At 33.6% G+C, this 19,569-nt stretch carries 11 protein-coding genes; 4 read left to right on the top strand and 7 right to left on the bottom strand.

Going from position 1 to position 19,569, the window contains the following annotated elements:
• Nucleotides 1-104: 104 nt before the first annotated feature.
• The 7 genes from HNP99_RS13930 to HNP99_RS13900 form a co-directional block, all read right to left on the bottom strand.
• On the bottom strand, nt 105-563 hold the full coding sequence (locus HNP99_RS13930; protein WP_173853999.1) for a lipocalin family protein: 459 nt from the start codon (nt 561-563) through the stop codon (nt 105-107).
• 186 nt (nt 564-749) lie between these two features.
• Nucleotides 750-1,298, bottom strand: coding sequence for an REP-associated tyrosine transposase (locus HNP99_RS13925; protein WP_173853998.1), 549 nt, complete (start codon nt 1,296-1,298; stop codon nt 750-752).
• 125 nt (nt 1,299-1,423) lie between these two features.
• Complete coding sequence (locus tag HNP99_RS13920) at nt 1,424-2,098, bottom strand: hypothetical protein (protein ID WP_173853997.1); 675 nt, start codon at nt 2,096-2,098, stop codon at nt 1,424-1,426.
• A 5-nt stretch (nt 2,099-2,103) separates the two neighbouring features.
• A complete protein-coding gene (locus tag HNP99_RS13915) occupies nt 2,104-6,777 on the bottom strand; it encodes an AHH domain-containing protein (protein WP_173853996.1) in 4,674 nt (1,557 codons plus the stop codon).
• Between the two features lies 1 nt (nt 6,778).
• On the bottom strand, nt 6,779-11,956 hold the full coding sequence (locus tag HNP99_RS13910) for a T9SS type A sorting domain-containing protein (RefSeq protein ID WP_173853995.1): 5,178 nt from the start codon (nt 11,954-11,956) through the stop codon (nt 6,779-6,781).
• A 3-nt stretch (nt 11,957-11,959) separates the two neighbouring features.
• Complete coding sequence (locus HNP99_RS13905) at nt 11,960-14,002, bottom strand: fibronectin type III domain-containing protein (RefSeq protein ID WP_173853994.1); 2,043 nt, start codon at nt 14,000-14,002, stop codon at nt 11,960-11,962.
• 375 nt (nt 14,003-14,377) lie between these two features.
• On the bottom strand, nt 14,378-14,776 hold the full coding sequence (locus HNP99_RS13900) for a Fur family transcriptional regulator (protein ID WP_173853993.1): 399 nt from the start codon (nt 14,774-14,776) through the stop codon (nt 14,378-14,380).
• 150 nt (nt 14,777-14,926) lie between these two features.
• On the opposite strand from HNP99_RS13900, the gene HNP99_RS13895 reads away from it, so the two are divergent.
• From HNP99_RS13895 to HNP99_RS13880, 4 genes are all read left to right on the top strand, one after another.
• Nucleotides 14,927-15,274, top strand: coding sequence for a hypothetical protein (locus tag HNP99_RS13895; RefSeq protein WP_173853991.1), 348 nt, complete (start codon nt 14,927-14,929; stop codon nt 15,272-15,274).
• A 65-nt stretch (nt 15,275-15,339) separates the two neighbouring features.
• Nucleotides 15,340-17,724, top strand: coding sequence for a TonB-dependent receptor (locus HNP99_RS13890; protein WP_173853990.1), 2,385 nt, complete (start codon nt 15,340-15,342; stop codon nt 17,722-17,724).
• 32 nt (nt 17,725-17,756) lie between these two features.
• Complete coding sequence (locus HNP99_RS13885; protein ID WP_225738154.1) at nt 17,757-18,353, top strand: type 1 periplasmic binding fold superfamily protein; 597 nt, start codon at nt 17,757-17,759, stop codon at nt 18,351-18,353.
• A 339-nt stretch (nt 18,354-18,692) separates the two neighbouring features.
• Nucleotides 18,693-19,073 carry a MerC domain-containing protein gene (locus HNP99_RS13880; RefSeq protein ID WP_254596866.1) on the top strand — a complete coding sequence of 127 codons (381 nt, stop codon included), beginning with the start codon at nt 18,693-18,695 and terminating at the stop codon, nt 19,071-19,073.
• Nucleotides 19,074-19,569 lie beyond the last annotated feature (496 nt).

Below are 19,569 nucleotides of genomic sequence, written 5' to 3'. Positions count from 1 at the left end.
TATTTTAAGACTGTCCCTGAGGACAGTCCTAAATAATTTATTAAAATTAATAAACGTAATCAACACATTTTATTTAACTACATCATACTAAATTCAATAGGTTGTTATTGTCTAGTATATGTAGTAGTCGTTACATTTTTTGCAGCAACACCGCCTTCCGATTCATAATCCTCAGTATATATCAAAACTAGATTGTTATTTGATAAGGTATATGGGAATTTTTCAAAAACCGTATCCTCACCATCATATTTCAATGTCAATACATCACTTGTAAATGTGTATGTACCAGGATCTGTAGAAGGAGAATCATTTGAAGATATTTCATATTCAGAATATGTACCATCAGCATTAAATGTTATTTTTGAATAATTTTCAGCATCACTTACATAAGTTGTTTTGCTTTGTGAAACTCCTGCTTTAAAAGTTTCGCTTACAGTAGTTGTTCTTTTCCATACCCCTACAATAGATGCATCATTATCATCACTACTGCATGATGTAAATAAAGTTCCTACTACCATTAAGGCTGTTAAAATAATTGATTTTGTTGTTTTGAATGTTTTCATTTTGTTACTAATTAAATTTTAATTTATTTTATTGTGTGATTTATTGTTTAATTAATCAAAAGCCCACACATTTACTTTTAATTAATTTTATTAACGTATTGTTACTTTGCTTTGTTCTTTATTCACGAATTACACAAAAGGATTCCCCCGCTAGCGCGAGCGTCCCGCTCGTGCCCACATTATAAATCAATTCACATCTATCTCTAAAAGTGTTTGGTCATTATTTCCATAATTTCTAGCACTGCTGTATTTCCAATCTATTGGGTCAGTTACAAAACCTGACTCAACAGGATTTTGATGAATATAGTTAAGCTTTTGCTCAAAAACCTTTAACGACCAAATCTCTATTGGATGATTATCTTGTTGCCAAAATTGTCTATGCTCTACATTACTATTCTTTTTACCTGCTCGATCCATCATCCAAAGCATCCATTCTCTTCGGCTCTCTTGAACATTTTTTTCAATTGTTTTAAGCATTTTTTTTGGAGTAAAACCTTTAAAATCTCGCATCAATCCTGATGGATCACCATTTCCCGAACGAAAAATTAAGTGTTCGTGACTTGGCATAATGCAATATCCATATATTTCCATCCCCTTATTTTTTCTACAAAAATCCAATGATTCTATAATAATCCAAAAATAAGCATCTCTTGTAAATACGTCAATCCAATTTATTGTTGCGAAACTCACAAAATAAGCTCCTGTTTTTTCTCCAAATTTATATTTTGTACTCATTTAATTAATATTGTGTTTACTTTGTGGGCACGAGCGAGACGCTCGCGCTAGCATACGCTCAAGCCAGCGGGGAGACGCTCGCGCTAGCATACGCTCAAACCAGCGGGGGACTTCTTCAATACTTTTTAAGAGTTTGCCACGCTTACCTCATAATCAATTTCAAAAAACTCTAAGCCCTCCAACTTCAAGGTTTCAATCGCATTTTTTAAATTTTCTGAAACTAGTTTATCTCCTGTATTTGCATTTACCACATAATCATAATACTCATTAAAAAATATTATTTTACTTCGTAGTTTTGTTTTTGTTTCTCTATAATGTTTTTTGTAAAATAATAAATACTCTTCTTTAGAATGAAAGATATAAGTATTAATATTATCTTTAATGATGAACTCACATTTCTGAAAATCCATATTTTGAAACGGATTTATAGGGGACTGAAAGATCCAATATTTTAATTTATTGCCTTTATACAAAAGCTTAGTTTCATAAAAATGATAATCTGGAGCGATTTTAAAATTTTCTAACAAAAGTTTAAAATCATCTGAAATATACCAATATCCCCCTGCAGGATATTCATAAGCTCCTCCATGCACATCTTGCAAGCGCCATTCCCATTCCTTTTTAGCCCCAGAAGTTTGCAAATAAAAGTAATTAAAAACAGGAGCTTCTTTAATTATTTCGCCATTACCAATTTTTTCAAAATATTCTTTACCGTTATGAACAAATTCACCGTTGGCATAACCTAAAACCTCTTCTTTAGTATTAAAAATACTTATATAATCAATTTTGTAGTATTTCATGATAATTAGAAATTTATTATATCATTTACATCTTTATTTCCCAATAAAACTTCTTTTTTAAGTTTTTCTTTCGTATTCTTAATTAGATCCTGTACTTCTTCAAATTTTTCAAAATTATCCAAATTAGAGTCATTACATATTTCCGTTATTTTTTTTCCTATTGCATTATTATATTTTTTGTGTGAAGTGTGCCCACTAATATCTAAACTTAAACTTTTCTTTTGTAACATTATACCATTATCTAAACCATTAAAATCAAATTTAAAATCAGGGTCTGCTTTTTGTAAATCAAATAGCAGTTTTTTTAAATCTGGATTTGTCTTTAATAAATCCGCTGGAATAACATGATGTGCTTCAAAATTTGGTGTTCCTGCTTCATATTTTTTAAAGGTGTTTTCAAACCAATCATCAAATTTTACGTTTTTTAAAGTTAAATCGGTTTTCTTAATATGCTCAAAGTATTCTAAAGCCAAATTTCTACTCTCTGTAAAATCAATAATACCTTTTCTAATATCAGACCTTGCTTTATATAATGCATTCGCAAGTTCATCTGCTGACTTAAATATCTTATTACCAACTTTTAAAACATCTTCAATCTTGCCTACTAATTCCTCTGCTAGAGTTGGTAGTTTTGTAATTAGCGCACCACCTACAAGGACGCTTTTTACAGAAGTCACTACACCTCTTGAGTACAAATGCCCTTTCTTACCTTCATCTGACTGTTTGTCTGCAATTACTGCCCACTCATCATTTGTATTGCCACTTAGCATTTGAACAAAGATTGGTATTACTCCAGAAGGCTCATCTTTGACAGCGTCTTTTAGCTTAATAAGTCCAGTCCACATATCGCTTCTCGCTTTATCATCTGTAGACAAATCATAAACCATTGAGCAAAGACTCGTCACATCTGTTACAACAGTTGCCCCGCTTTCTACAGATCCAGTTACAAGCCCAGGTGCATGAATTGTAGTATTATTTTCGGTACTATTTAAATAAGCAGTTTCTTCTATTAATGCCGTTTGTAAGAACGTCGTTAAAAGTCCTATTCCCTCAGATGAAATTTTGAAGAATGTTGCATTATTATCTATAGCAATGTTCTTACCATCTGCAAAAACTTCACTATCATTATTCAAACTAACACCCATTTTTATTGGAGTTAAATCTGCTTCAGTTACTTTATACTTTTGAAAGAAGAGGTTGCCCTGATTTTCTATATACGCCGCAAGATCTTTTAGCTTGGCAGTTTTACCACTTGCCACAGTTAACGAGCTTCGTATTCCAATTGCTTGGTATTGAAAAACTCCTTCCTTATTTTGGGTAACTCTAATTTTAACATCGGTTGCTGTGTCAGTCCATTTTCCATTTCTGATATCATCATCAGTTAATGGTGTTTTAACTTCTTCGACTACATCTCCATTTAATTTATAAACTTTACCGTCTTTGACAAATTCAATTCCTTGATTCTTTCTTGAATTGGTAGTGATTTCCTTTAAATAACCAGCAACTAGTTTCGGTAAAAAATCTGAATAGTAACAATTTTCTAATTCTTTACTTACATTTAAAAGTGTTTGATCATCTACCATTTTTCCTCCTGCACAAATGTCATTGCTAAAAGGGTAAATTACATCGCATGAAACTAATTGAGAATTATTACTTATTACAGCTAATAAATCTTTCTTATTACTGAATGTTGATTTAGTAGCCTCAATAAGTTGAGCAAATTCAGGCTGAGTTTCTGCAATATTATCTGCATAACTTAATAAGTCATCAGTTATAAGATCTATTTTATGACCTTCTTTTAATGATGCTAATAAACATATATAAGTTTTATTATTGTAAGAAACCTTTCTAAACTGTCTTTTCGATCCATCAAAACCTCCGACTGCTTCAAATTTATTTTCCTCACAAACCGTGCACTTAATAAATGAGTCTGTAGCAAGGTTTTTCAAAACCATAATTAGATCTTCAAGCCCACCTCCAGCCAAAGCCCCACTACTTTGACTCTGAAACCCATAAAATTTAAATGCAGGATCATTAATCTGTTTCCAATCTTGGTGGTTTAAAACGGTACCTTGACTGTAATCCATCAATAAATCAGTGCTTTTTTCTGTAGTATTATACTGTTCAAAAGGGTGCTCCAATTTAAAAATCCCATGGCCTAATTCATGTGCTGGTGTACTACTATTTGCTGAGTTAAATACATAACCATATTGTCCATTCTGGCGCATGTATCCTTGTTGTCCTGTACTTGAAGTTTTATCAGTAATAAATAATACATAGCTATCACTTTTATATAAAGCATTGATTTTCTGTTGCTCTGCACTATAAGTAGAAGTAATGGTGTTTTTTTCAGTTGTAATTGTATTACCGGATACGACTGAATTAATATTAAGTATTCCTTCTTTCTTAAAATTTATTTTAATACCTACTTTATTGTAGGTCTTTTGAGTTTCTACAATGATAGCGTCCAGCTTATCCTCAGAAACTTTATCAGTAGGAACTAATGCTACATTTACCTCTTTTGGCGAAATATGCACTAGCATAAATGCCCCTATTACTTTCCATTTGTCCCCTTGTTTTACAGTGGCTAGTATTTGCTCTTCGGCATAGGATAGGTTTCCTTTTACGGTAAGTTCAAATGTTTTATCGTTTCTAGTAGCGTTTATAAGTGCTCCATTTTGTGTCTTGAAAACAATATTCTCGGGTTTTACAATTGTATCTGTAAGCGTTAAAGTTGCTATAAGAGTATCGCTAAAACCATTGACCACTGCTTTGTAAGGTAGTGCCACGCCGTCTACTTTTTTATACAACTTTTGTAAAGCAACTGTAGCATTTTTTGGCATAACATCAAAGGCATACTTACTACTGCTGTTTACCGTAAACGCTATACTCGCACCTTGGGCCGTAAAGGCATTGGCTTGACCGCTTGCATCTACCCCATCAGTATTTGCGGGGGTTGGTTTACCATCAGGAGCAGCGGCAATTGCTTCGTTACTTCCATTACCTTTACTGTCAACGGTGTATACTTTTCCTGGTACATTATTTCCATCGGCATCTTTTAAATCTTCGCTAATAACAGTGTCTTTACCCCCAGGAATTATAATTTGTTCCCCTTCTGTACCGTTAACTACAATATCACCATTGGCATTAATTACAATATCTTGTATTTTAAACGGAACGGTTTCTTCAATTTGTCCGCCCTGACCTTCGCCAGTAAAATCTTCTACATCAGTAACATTTTTCCACTCTGGATTGTAGCTTGTCTCGACAACACCGCTTATTAATTGGTAATCTGTATTAATAACGATGCTATTGAACTCTACTGCTATTTTTGTATCGGCTAAATAAGGAACTATGATATACCCCTTACCTGAATAAGGGCTGTTTTTACCCACTAATTCTAAAATAGTTACCGGAAAATCTCCTGCAGTAAAGGTTTCGCTTTGTATTAAATTAGTTAATGGTTTTTGATTGGTAATGCTTATTTCTGGAACAATACCACAATTGTAAGCTATCTCTTTATTATCTATAGTTGTGGTAAAGGTATTTATACCTGAATACGTAAATGATTGCACCCCATCATTTACTGATTCGCAACTAGATCCTACTCTAAATTCATAGGTAATACCTGGTTCTAAGTCAGTTAGTAAGCTTTGTGTGTTTTGGCTGTAATTAGAAAACCATTGGGCATTACGCACACCTTGTTTTCTATATTGAATTTGGTAGCGCGTGTGTTCAGGAACACCTTGCCAGATTATCTTTACGCTTTTAGTACTTTGTGATTCACTTAATACAAAACTAGGAGCTACACATGCGGCGGTGTACTTGAAGGAATAAATTTCGCTGTAGCCCTCATTTTTAAACACCGCATTCTCTGAAAGTCCTGTTGTAGAGATGGCTTTTACACGCCAAGCATAGCGCATTCCTGGAACTAATACAGGTTTGCTTAAGTTATAAAGTAATGCCGTACCAAATAGTGTTTCCTGATGTAAAACAGGAGCCATTTGAAAACCAATTTGAGGATCTAGGGTATCATCAAAAAGTTGCTTAAGTTCAAATTGATACGATACATTAGTAGCGTTAATTTGTCTTGGTGTCCAGGTGAACAAAATATTAGGAAACTCTGTATACGCTATTAACTCCTTATTTTGTGGCGTATTTAATAATGGAGGATCATTTAATATAAGGTATAAATTGGCGCAACTTTTTCTAGAAATTTTTTGATTGGTTACATAGTCATACATTTCAAAGCAGAAACTGTACATCCCTTCTGGCAAAGGGTTTGCATACTGAGTTGCCGAAATTCCTTGTAGGTTTTCTAATCTAAATAAAGCCGAAATATCAGTATTGGTTATCGTTTTTAATTCGCCTCCATTAATATATATTGGTGGCAATCCCTGAACATAATCACTACTTTGTATGTTAATACCATTGCCTTGAATAAATAACTTAAGTCGTACTTGCCTATTGTTTATCGAAATATCATTAGGATTGATAAGCAACTGCATTTTAGTATCCATGCTAGTGGCATAGTCGGATATTTTTACACTATACGGACTATTAAAAATAGGCGTCAGTTGTACAGGGTATAATTGAGCGTAAGCCGAAATACCAAAACCACCTATCCCTGAAAGAGAGAACAATACAAATAGTACAATATTTTTGAAATGATTCTTCATTTTAATAGATGATGATTTTTTTAACAAGTGTTTGTTGCTCTGTTTCTAATACTAAAATGTATATTCCTGCTGATAAGGAAGTATTAAAATCAATTTCATACTTTTTCTTACCCGAATCTTTCTTTTGTATAGCCGTGAATTGTCCGTTTCCAGAGAACAACCTTAAATTTACTGTGCTAGTTTCTTCAAAATTGATATAGGCTTTGAAGTTCCCATCACTTGGGTTAGGAGCTACAATAAATCCAGTAATAAATTTTGAATTTGAATTTGGGTCAGCAGTCGATGTCCTTGCTTCGACTACAATATTTTTAGTATAGGTAGCAAAACAATCTCCTTGAGTTTGTTGCAGCCCCAAGGTATAGGTGCCCACAGCGTCAAATTTTAAGGTGATATACTTTTCTTTTTGCTCTACTATTGTTACTCCACTAGGTATTTCCCATTGACTACTTTCTCCAAAAGGATCACTGGTGTTTACTAAAATAACCTCTTCGTCTAAATAAGCTTGTGAACTCAATAAAAACTCAGAACTAATAGCGTTTTGACTTGTTTTAATCGTAATTTCATCTTCGCCTATACACCCTAAAGCCGAAGTTACTTTTATGCGATAAGTTCCTGCTTTTGATAAAGTAACTTTTGCTTCATTTGATGTAAATCCATTTGTTGAAGTCCAACTGTATGTTGCATTTGTAGCACCATTAGTGGCGTCTAAATCTAACGTTTGCCCAATACATAAGGTTCTATCTTCACCTACATTTACAAAAATTTGTTCAGGATTTTTAAGGACAAATTTCTTTTTATAAACGCAGCAATCAGGACACATAATTTCTACCTCATAATTTCCTGCAGCAAGATTTTGAACATTTTTTGTAGTAGCTCCTGTACTCCATTTGTAAGTATAGGGTGAATTTCCTCCAGTAACGTCTAAATTGATGGATCCATCATTTCCTTGAAAACAAGTTGGATTTTTTATTGTCTCTATTGCTATAACTCCGTCAGGATCTCCTACAAAAATACTTCCTTGAATACTACAGCCTTTTGCATCAGTGACAAGAACAAAATAATTATTAGTTGTTAAATCATCAATTCTTTGCGTAGTAGCCTCGTTCGTCCACTGAAAACTATAAGGAGCTGTTCCTCCTGTTACATGAGCCTCTGCCCATCCATCATCAGCAGCAGTACAGCCTACATCAAATTTAGTAAATGTTAGGTTTAGCTTAGTAGGCTGTTGCATGTATTGAGTAACATCTATTTCCTTTACTAAAACATTATTAGTGTAGGTACCTAATTTTATACCATTAGCATCTTCAATATTTAGAGCATAGGTCCCTTCGGATACATTTTGGGCTGTTTCATCTTGATCGTTCCAAATACCCCATGTACCATCCCCTTTTTGCTTTTTCCAAGTATAGAAATAAGGTAAACCGTTGTTTTGACTTGCTTCTAACTTAATTCCCCCTTTTACATGAGCAACTAAAATTCCGTCTTGTGATTCATCTCTTTGACTATCTGCTGGCGTTGTGTCTTTCTCATTACCAAATTCATTATCAACATGGCAAGAAATAGTATTTACAATTTCAAAAGTAACTTCAAGAGGATCTGGATCTTCAAGAGATACTGTAGTATTTAGGACAGTACATCCCATCTTACTTGTAGCTAAATTATAATTAGCATCTCTGATTGTTAAATTGTAGGTTTCTTCAGGAAGATCGCTTAATTTGATAGTGTATATACCATCTATAAAAGTTGTTGTTGTTAAATTTTGAACTACACCTTTACTATTCTTCCATTCAAACCAATAACTATTATCAGCTAATAGTGTTCCGCCTTTTACTGTAACGGTAATTTCACCATTAGTGGCTTGATAAAAACTTGGGTTAATTGTTTTTTCGACTTTGACAATAATGGGTGCTATAGGTTCTATAATAGTTACTTCATTTTGAGTAGCACATCCTTTAGCGTCTGTAATATTAATTACATATTTCCCAGCTTTTAATATGGTATTTTCAAATACCGAAACGCCATTAGACCAGTTATAATTATAAGGCGGCGTACCTCCTACTACATTGGCTGTAGCCCAACCGTCATTACCACCATTACAAAAAACATCGTCTTTAGTTATTGTAACTGATAATTTAGAAGGTTCTTGCATGAATTGTATTGCATCAATTTCTTGGGTAAGTAGATTATTGGCATAAGTTCCCAATACAATTCCGTTCCTATCTTTTATATTTAGTGCGTAATTCCCATGAGAAAGATTTGAAGCTGTTTCTCCTTTAATATCTGGCAAAGCTACCCATGATCCGTCAGTTAGTTGCTTTTTCCAATAAAAATAATAGAGCAAACCATTATTAGTGGCTGCTGCCAAAGGTGTTCCTCCCGTAACATGAGCAATTAAAATACCGTCTTGAGATTCGTCACGCTGTCCATCATTAGGGGTTACATCTATATTATTTCCGAATTGATTACCACTGTTACATGAAATTGTATTTCTAACTTCAAAAACCACCTTTAAAGGTTCTGGCTCGTTTAGCGTAACTTTAGATTCTAATACTGAACAATTAATAATTTGATTTTTAAGGGCATCATAATTTTCATCTTTAACCGTTAAAAAATAATCATCGGCACCTAAATTATCCAATGAAATGGTAAATACACCACCTATTATTGCTGTAACTGCAGTTTGTTCAATCCCATTCGAGTTTGTCCATACATAATTGTACGAAGCATTCTTTTTTGCTGTCCCTCCAGAAACTTCGGCAGTAATTTTTCCGTTAGTTGCTCCAGCAAATGTAGGAGTAATAATGTCTTTATAATTGATACTTAAAGAAGAAGGTGGTCCTATTATAACAATAGATGCTTTAGCAAAACAGTCATTCTTATCAGTAACTTCAACAGTATAGGTACCCGCAACTAATTGCGAAATTGTATTACCATTTATTATTCCTTCAGCTGTATTAAACCATTCATAAGTGTATCCTCCTGCACCTCCTTCAACATTAGCTACAGCTAAACCATTGTTTCCTTGATAACAAGAAACATCACTGGAGGTAAAGGTAATGAGTATTGGTAAAGGTTCTATAATTTCAAATTCGGTTGGATTTGCAAGTTCTAATTGTGTGGTACTATAGGTTCCTTGCACATTGCCTTTCGCATCTTCAACATTTAAGGAGTATTTACCCGCTGTTAAATTTTTAGCTTCTTTTGTAGTTTTATCTGATAAAATTTCCCAAGAGTCCGTTAAAACATTATATTTTGACCAAATAAATTTATAGGGTAAACCGTTATTGGCAGAACCAGTAAATGGAATTCCTCCTTTAACCTGAGCAGTTAAAATAGCGTCTGCTATTTTATTTCCGTTTCCTAATGGATTTAAACTGGCGCTATTACAAGAAATTGCTTGGGTTTGATCTATCGTGATTACAATCTCTTCTGGTTGCGTAAGTATTTGCTTAGACTCGATAATCGAACAACCTGCTTTATCAGTTGCTACATTATAATTTTTATCTGTTACTGTTAATGTGTATTCTCCATCACTGGCATTGTCTAAGGTAATATAGTAGGTTTCAACAGCTGCATTATATTCCCCTTTTGCTACAACTGGATTTCCGTTTTTATCTTCCCATTCAAAATTATAAGTATGATCGTCTTTTATTGTTCCTCCAGTTATAGCAGCAACAATTTTTCCGTTTGCAGCTCCAAAAAAAGTGGGATCTTCTTTTAGAGTATATTCTAATTTTAGGGCAGCCTTGGGTTGTGATATGGTTATGGTTTCTATTTTATAAGTTCCATCTGGATTCATAGCGATGCAACCTACTGTGTCCTCTGAATTTTTTAGCTTTCTAACATTTACAAAATAATCACCTAAAGGCAAAGAACTTAAAGAAGTCTTTTCACCTTCTAAAAATGTTATCCAAATATTCCCTCCATCGGTAGAATATTGAAATATACCGTTACTAATACCTCCTGACCCAACAATATCAATTACACCATCTGAATTTCCATAACAATAAATATCATTTTTCTTCTTAATAGAAAAGTCAACTGGAGCAGGTGAAGTTATTATAAAATCCACCTCATGCATAGAATCCTTCACGTAGGTATTAGCTCCAACTTTATTTGGCTCTTTGTACCAACCAAGTAAATTAACATGATATTTTCCTTTTAAAAAATCATAAGGAATTTCATAAGTAAGATCATCTCCTATTGTTATAGATTGTCCGTCTTGTGTAGAATAAAAAACACCTTGCTCGTCACCTGTTAATGGATCATAACTTAAAACTGAACAAGTTAAAGTTTCTCCTGTAATTAATTTTGAATTAAATTTAAGAATGATTCTACCATCCTCACTATCAAAACAGCTAGTTTGTAAAGCGTTAACAGACTCTATTAGTGGAGCTGATTTAGCGTAGAGTAATTCAACTGTATTTCCATTTGTATTTGCTCTTAACCAAATCTTTTTACCTACTGCATCTATTGGTAAAAAATCTTGACATTTAATATCTAATGAGTTTTTTTGTTGGTAATCAGCAGGTAAGGCTCTCCATATATCTACCCAAACACGACCACCGAAAGTTCTGTTTCTATAATAGCCTTCTCCATCAATGTGATACATCCAATTAAAATATTCATTCTTAACACCTGTAATCGCTGGCACTTTAATTGAACTTTCAGTTCCTATAATATTGTTGTTAGTATCAGGGTTACTTAAGTTTATTACTGGGTTGGATGTTATAGTCACTTCACCCGAAATCTGCCTATCACCAGCATCAATATTTTCAAATTCAGTAAAATTATAAATCCGTGAAAAACTTCTTGTAACAGCTGGATTACCTGAATTATAATAAGACGTACATTTTGGATTACCTTTCCTGTTTACAGTTCCAAAATGTAATTTTACTATTGGATCATTTTCATAATAAATTATATCGTAATTGATCGATTGATTCATATAAGACTGACTATTGGATTTGTAAGTACCAAAATGATTTAAAATCCTTGAATTTACTTGAAATTCTGAAGAAATCCATTGCAACCCCCTAAAAGTACCACAACTACCTGATCCTCCTCCTCCTACTTTCCCAATTATGGACAATTTATAATAAGCTTCACCTTTTAAATTAACTTGCGCATAACTAAAGCCAGAAACCAACAATAACAACAATAAATAAATCTTTTTCATAAACTAGTAATTAACAGTTGTTTGTTCTTGTTTTGCTGGTTTATCATTCATTAAATTTGGAATTAAATGATACTCATACTCTACATTTATTTTTAGCGCTTGATCTTCAAGACTTGTAACGGTTGCATTTAATTCCTTCCATAAAGTGGGAGCACTTCCTTTTTCGTTTTTATAAACACTCACCCCTAGTACTTGATCTTTGTACTTGTTGTAATTCCAACTCAGTACTATTTTTTTATTTACTCTGTCAGCTACCCCTTGAAGAAAACCAATCACTTTTAAAGGTGAAAAATCTAAAACGGTAACTGTTATTGTAGAATGATCTAATGAGGACCATAAATTTGCTTTATCTTTAGCTAAAATAGCATATTGATAGGTTTTTTTGTTCTCCACTCTATCATCAACAAATTCTTGAATAGTATCATTAATTTGCTTGATTTCTTCCCATTTATCAACACCTTGCTCTCTCCTTCTTAAACTATATCCTACAACATCATCACTATAACTGCGTATCCATTTTAAATATACTTTACCGTCTTTATTGTCATAATCTTTAAATATAGGTGCAGCTGGCGGTATTTTATCTGGTTTATCTAATACTAAAATATCCGAAACTTCAGAAATGTTAAAACGCATATCCTCAGCAGCTATTCGATAGTATACCTTTCTATTTGTCATAGTTAAACTCACATTATCTTTATAAGTGGTACCAACATAAGATTGATGGTAAATATCTACAAACTCTTCATCTATATTGTTCGCTTTTAAAATACGGTAACCACGCAGATCTTTTTCAATGTTAGGTTTCCATTTTAATTGAACAACACCTAGAGAATCAATTACACCCTCTAGCCCTACTGGTTTAAGTGGAGCTATAGAATCTACTGGTTGTACTAACATACTTTGAGAGGTTAATCTTTGATTATTTTTTCCCACCACAGTAACTGTAAAATAATTAGATGGAAATAAACCATCTTTAAAATTTAATTTACGTTGTGAGGGAGGAATGTCTTTTAAAACTACGGAGTAAGGTCCGCGATCATTATCAGCCAAATTAATTTCATATCCTTTGATGAAAACTTCAGAGGCTGCAGGAAAGTCCCATTCAAGATTGACTTCATTTGAGTTGAGTATATGATAATCAGTTAATCTCGCACCAGTTACTATAGCTGATACTCCAGTAGCTGTAATAGGTTTTGATACTTCTCCTTTTTCTCCAAATGAGGTAATACCATACAGTCTATAGTGATACATTTTATCATTTACACTTAATGTATCCACATAATACATTCTTTTTGAAGGGTGATCGTCTTTATCGTTTAAATTGACTAAAGGAGTATTAGAAATAGATTTAAAATTCACACCGTCAGCCGATTTTTCTACTATAAAAGAGGTATAAATATGCTTAAATGTTTCATAATCCCAAGAGAGCATCACTTGTTTATCATCAGGAACCGAAATAAAATCAGTGGGAGCAGGCAAAGCTGAATAATCCCTTAACCCTATCATATAAGAAGACGAATTAACTTTGGGCGTATCATAAACACTTATTTGATAAGCATAAACTTCATTTTCTTTAACATCCTTATCTACAAACCCCCAACCCGCTTTTAAGGCTGCTTCAAAATTCATATCAGCAGCATATAAACCAAATGAGTACCGTTGATTTAATTCATCAACCATATTTACAATTCTAGAAAGTTCTCCTTCTTTTGCTCCACTTATTTCAAAACTTTCTCCATAAATAGCTTGTGCAACAATAGCTGCATTATTATCTTTTTGAACATAGTCAATCCAAGAATCTAAATTTTCTGGTACTAAAGGTTTTGGAGTCAAAACTACTTTCTCAGGATTTTTTATAACATTTCCATCCTTAATTAAGGTCGTCCTAGTTATCAAATACCCTTTTTTATTTGCTTTTTGCCATTCAATTGGTGAATTTATAGCCCAACGAAGCAATATTTTATCTTTTTGAGCTCTAGCAGTAATCATTACTTGAACATCATTTTTTTGTGAATACCCTATACTACTTAATAAAAAGAGCAAAAAAAGAAAATTTATTTTCAACATTATGTATGTAATTATTTTTTTGTTAAAAAAAACAAAAATATAGATTTATAATGAACTAACAAATAGTTTGTTATAAAATTATATTTATTAACATTTAAATATAATACTACAAAAAAAAGCCTGTATTTGTTATTTGATTATAAAAAATAATATCTTAATATACTTAGCTTTAGCTCTCATAAAGTGTATTAAATTAAAAAATCACTTGTTGTATTATGGGTTCATAAATGCTTTAAGTTGCTTAAATAGTTCTACCCTACACTTATTCATAAATAAAAATTACTTTTTACAACTACATTTTAAACTTCAAATTATTTTTATAAATAATTTATAAAAATACTCTTAAAATAATTACAATTTTTCCACAGCACAAGAAGGACAAACACCCGTAACGGTGAAGTTAACTTGTTTTATTTGGTAATTGCTTGGTAGTTTAAAAGTAGGCTCTACGTTTTCTAAGCAGGTAACTAACTGGCATACTTCGCAATTAAAATGCACGTGATTATGAATGTGGTGATGTTCTTTATGGTCAGTATGATGGCAGGCAGCATATTTTACCGTACCTGATGGTGTCACAATTTTATGAATAACATCCTCAGCAGTCAAACGGTCTAAAATGCGATAAATCGTTACTCTGTCACAAGAATCATGGTTTAGCTCCTGTATTTCAGCGTGTGACAAGGCGACTTCTGAATTTTTTATTAATTCGAAAATTGCCGCTTTCGCTGTAGTGTTTCTAGTATTTTTCATTTGGATATAAAATTAAACGCAACAAGGTTGCATTTAAGAATAAGATTTATATATTTGCAACTCAATTGCATTAAGCAAAGATACGGTAAAAGTAGGTAGTTAGAAAACATCACTTACTATCGCCACAAATAAAGTATTGCACTACGATTAATGAAACAGAAAATTGCCATAATTAACTTTGTACTCTCACTTACAGTATTGTTTTCAGTACTGTTTCAGTCAGTGCATTGTTATGTGCACCAGTCTGAAATTAATACGGAGCAAATTGCAAACCAAGAATTGTCAAAAAACAAATCTGAACTGGCGCACAGTCATACCATTGATTTAAAATGTGCTGCCTGTGATTTTCAGTTTAGCTGCTTCACTGCTTCTGATTTTTTCTTATTTCAGTTTGTTAAAACTACTACTATCAGCACCATTTATGCAGTGGTCTCAACTCAAAATTTCTCCTTCTTCACCGGAAGTCTCTTCTCTTTACGAGCACCACCAACTTTTTAAAATATTACAAAACAAATCTCCTTACACCAAGGTTGATCGGCTTTTACCTATTTTAAAACGAACAAATGTCAAAGAAAATTTCGATTTTTTTCTGGCTGATGCTTTTTTGCAATACCATGTATTCGCAACACTCCATCACTGGAAAAATAACACTACAAGGGCAATCAAATGCCTCAAATATCCATGTGCACATTGGTAACAAAACTACGCGAACCGATGTATCAGGTAGTTATGTAATTGACGATTTAGCTCCAGTAAAAACAGCTATCTCGATATCCTACTTGGGTTATCAAAACACCGATACGATTGTTAATTTAAAAAGTAACTTGACTCTTGATTTTAAATTGCAAGTCAATACCACTAAATTAAACGAGGTTGTTGTTCAAGCTAAAGCCAAAACGGATAACAGCTCAAACCCTGCGCAGCTTGTCAACCTACAAACAATAGAAAAATACAGCAATCAATCTCTAGGAGATGCCTTATCTGAAGTGGCAGGTGTTTCTACTCTAAAGACTGGAAATGCAGTTGTAAAACCAATAATTAACGGTTTATATGGCAGTAGAGTCGCCATTTTAAACAACAATGTAAAACTGGAGGACCAACAATGGGGATCTGAACACGCACCCAATTTTGACATTAACAGTGCCAATAAAATAACGGTAATTAAAGGAGCTTCGGCCTTACAATATGGCGGTGATGCAATAGGTGGATTAGTGCTAATTGAACCTATTAGCAGTAAAAAAGATACTTTATTTGGTAAAACAATCCTAAACTATGACACCAATGGAAAAGGGGGATCGATTAGTTCGAGTATTCATAAAGGCAATCGCAACGGCTGGAGTTACAACGCACTAACCACTCTTAAATATATGGGGGACAAAACAGCTCCTGATTATATTTTATCGAATACTGCTAATCGTGGAGCAAGTTTTTCGGGAGATATTAAATACGATGCTATAAAGTACAATGTGAGCGCATCGTATAGTTATTACAAATCGGTTATTGGAATTTTGAGCGCTTCCCATACCGGAAATGTGAATGACCTGTACCAATCGATCAACAATAAAACCCCAGCGATCATCAATGATTTCTCTTATACTATTAATAATCCAAAACAGGATGTAACGCACCACATCGCCAAAATTAATTTCAATTACTATTTCAACGAATCGGCTTTCTTAGCTGTTCAGTATGCGTATCAATATAACCGAAGGTTGGAATTTGATGTACGTAGAGCCGAATATAATAATACCGCGGCCTTAGATTTGGATTTAAAAACAAGCACACTTTCTTTAGATTTCCAAAAGAAAGCACACGACTGGAATTTAAAAACGGGTGTTATAGGTAGTTTCCAAAACAACTATGCTAATCCCGCAACTGGCATTCGACCATTGATCCCTAATTATGATAAAATAGATTTAGGTGCCTACGGAATTGCAACTTACCACTTGGCTAATGATTTCACTATTGATGGTGGTTTGCGATATGACTTTTCGAAAATTGATGCAACTAAGTACTACCAAAAGTCACGATGGGAAGAACGCGGTTATGACAGCACGTTTCCCGAATTTATAACTGAAGATTTTGGAACGCAGTGGTTGACAAAACCGAGTTTTACTTTTTACAATGTATCCGCAAGTGCTGGAATTCAAAAGAAAACGGCTACCAACTGGCACTTTTTTGCCAATGCGAGTTTTGCTTCAAGAAATCCTAACCCTTCTGAATATTTTAGTGATGGATTGCACCACTCAACAGGAGTAATTGAACTAGGCGATTTGAATTTAGAAAAGGAACAGTCAACCAAATTATCGCTTACTATTCGAAAAAAAATCAATCAGTTTTCTATCGAAGTAAACCCGTATATCAATTATATTCAAAATTACATTTATCTAAAGCCTGTGGGATTTGAGACTACAATTCGCGGCGCATTTCCAGTCTGGGAATACAAGCAAACAAATGCTAAACTACTTGGCGTAGACCTTCAAACACAATGGAAAATCAACGATTCATGGCAGCATAGTTTTGCTATGGCGTATGTAAAGGGCGATGATCGCACTGAAAACCAACCTTTAATTGACATGCCGCCGCTTAACTTGTACAATAAAATTAGCTTTTCTAAGAAAAAATGGCACGAACTACTACTAGAAATTAAGAGCGAGATCGTAACGAGACAAAATAGGTTCGCAGATAATAATTTTAGTACTAATATCATCAATAACAATGAATTTCAAGCTGTGATTGTAGATATCAGTACGCCCCCACCCGCTTACCACCTACTCCATTTTTATTCAGAGATGAAATTCAACAGCTTTAAAAAAGTGAGTACAACAGTAGCGTTTTCTGTTCAAAATATTATGGATGTTTCATACCGAGACTACCTAAACCGTCAGCGCTTTTTTGCTGATGAAATAGGCCGAAGCTTCCAAATTCAACTTAAATTCAATTATTAAACTTTATAAACACTAATTTAAATTCAAACAAAATGAAAACAATGCAAAAATTAAACAAGTTGAAATCGTATGCACTTATCATGGCAACAGTTGTAGCCTTCTCATCATGTAGTAATGATGACAGTACTGATGCTCCTGTAAACGAGGAAGAGTTGATTACGACGGTAACGGCAATTTATACTCCTGTGGACGGTGGAACTGCAATTACCCTGCAATACAAAGATTTAGATGGCGAAGGTGCCAATGCTCCTGTGATTACTGTTTCTGGAAATTTCGAAAAAAATAAAACCTACAATGGTGTGCTTACCTTTAAAAATGAACTAGCTACTCCTGTGGATGATATTACACTCGAAATTATCGAAGAAGGGGTTGATCACCAAGTATTTTATCAAAAAACAGGGAATTTAAACGCTTTTACTTACGGTGCATCAGCTAGTAACCTTGATGCAAATGGACTGCCTGTAGGTTTACAATCTGTATTTACAACTACTGATGCCGCTACAGGAACAGTAACAATTACTTTGCGTCACCAACCAAGTAAATCTGCTAGCAATGTTGCAGCTGGAGATATCACCAATGCTGCAGGAAGCACAGATGCTGAAGTTAGCTTCCCTATCACTGTTTTATAAATTAACTCTCAAGTAATAAAACAGACTTACTGCTATTGAAAATCTTTTAGCGCATTTTAGTAACGGTTACATACGGCTCATCCGTGGAATAAGCTGTTACTAAAAAGCGCATTTGATAGAAAGCTTTTCAATTAGTATTTTTTGTTTTATCGAATGCACAAACTGCTTCTTGTAACTCAGTGAAAGATTGATACCTAAAATCTCTAGCAACAGCTGAATTATTACAAGTAAACCTTTCAACATTTAATACCACGAAGATTCAAACTTCGGCAACACCATACAGCATCACCATCATTGGTCATGAAAACAGTGTTGCACATTAATCTTTAAAAAGTGAGCATGCGGCACATAAAGCCGCGTGCTTATAATAATCCAGCCATGAAAAAACAAGCAACTATCGTTTTTGATCTTTTAGGAATATCTAGTGCAACCTTGTGCTTAGTACATTGCCTAGTTTTTCCGCTATTAACAGTACTACCACTAGGTTTTACTGGCAACCATTATCTTGATCTTTTCTTTGCCTTTATCTCATTCTGTGTAGTCCTGAAAATCATTTTTAGCTCGAGTCCGCTACTGGTGAAAGTGTTGCTTAGTTGCTCTATAATTATAGTGATTGTCGGTGTGATTTTAGAATCATTTCTAGAGGTAAATTCTCCTTTGGTTCCTATAGGTGGCTTGGGAATGATCATCGGGCACCTCATCAATTTTAAATCGCATTAAAGATTTTACTTTAAAACGTATTTTTTTTCGAATGACAAATTGCGATTAATAAAGGTCATTTCGAAAACAAAACATTAATGCCTCATTCTAGCAGTTTAAAAATTATAAGTAGTATAAAAATTAAATTTTGCCACAGCTTAAAAAGAATAGCACAGCTTAATATCCTTTTATATCCTGCTAATCTGTGGCAAATATTAAAACATTAAAAATTATCGCTTGCAATTGATACAATATTCCTCCCTTTCATTAAAATTTGAACCGAATTAATAATCATTTCGCAAATATTATTTTTAAATTTGCCTTGTGAAAATCTGGAGCATACTCTTATCATTTTTGGTACTACTTCTATCAACCGTACCCTGCAGCGCATTAGAAACCAAATCTAAATGTACGCTAGAGAAAAAGTGCGAACAAGATTCTCACAAATGCGGTAACGAGTGTACTGGCAAATGTTCTCCCTTCTACTCTTGCGGTAGCTGCGTAGGTTTTGCGATGA

Origin of the sequence: Flavobacterium gelidicaeli (assembly GCF_013294005.1) — a bacterium.
Lineage (GTDB): Bacteria > Bacteroidota > Bacteroidia > Flavobacteriales > Flavobacteriaceae > Flavobacterium.
This window is presented reverse-complemented; position numbering and strand designations above follow the sequence as displayed.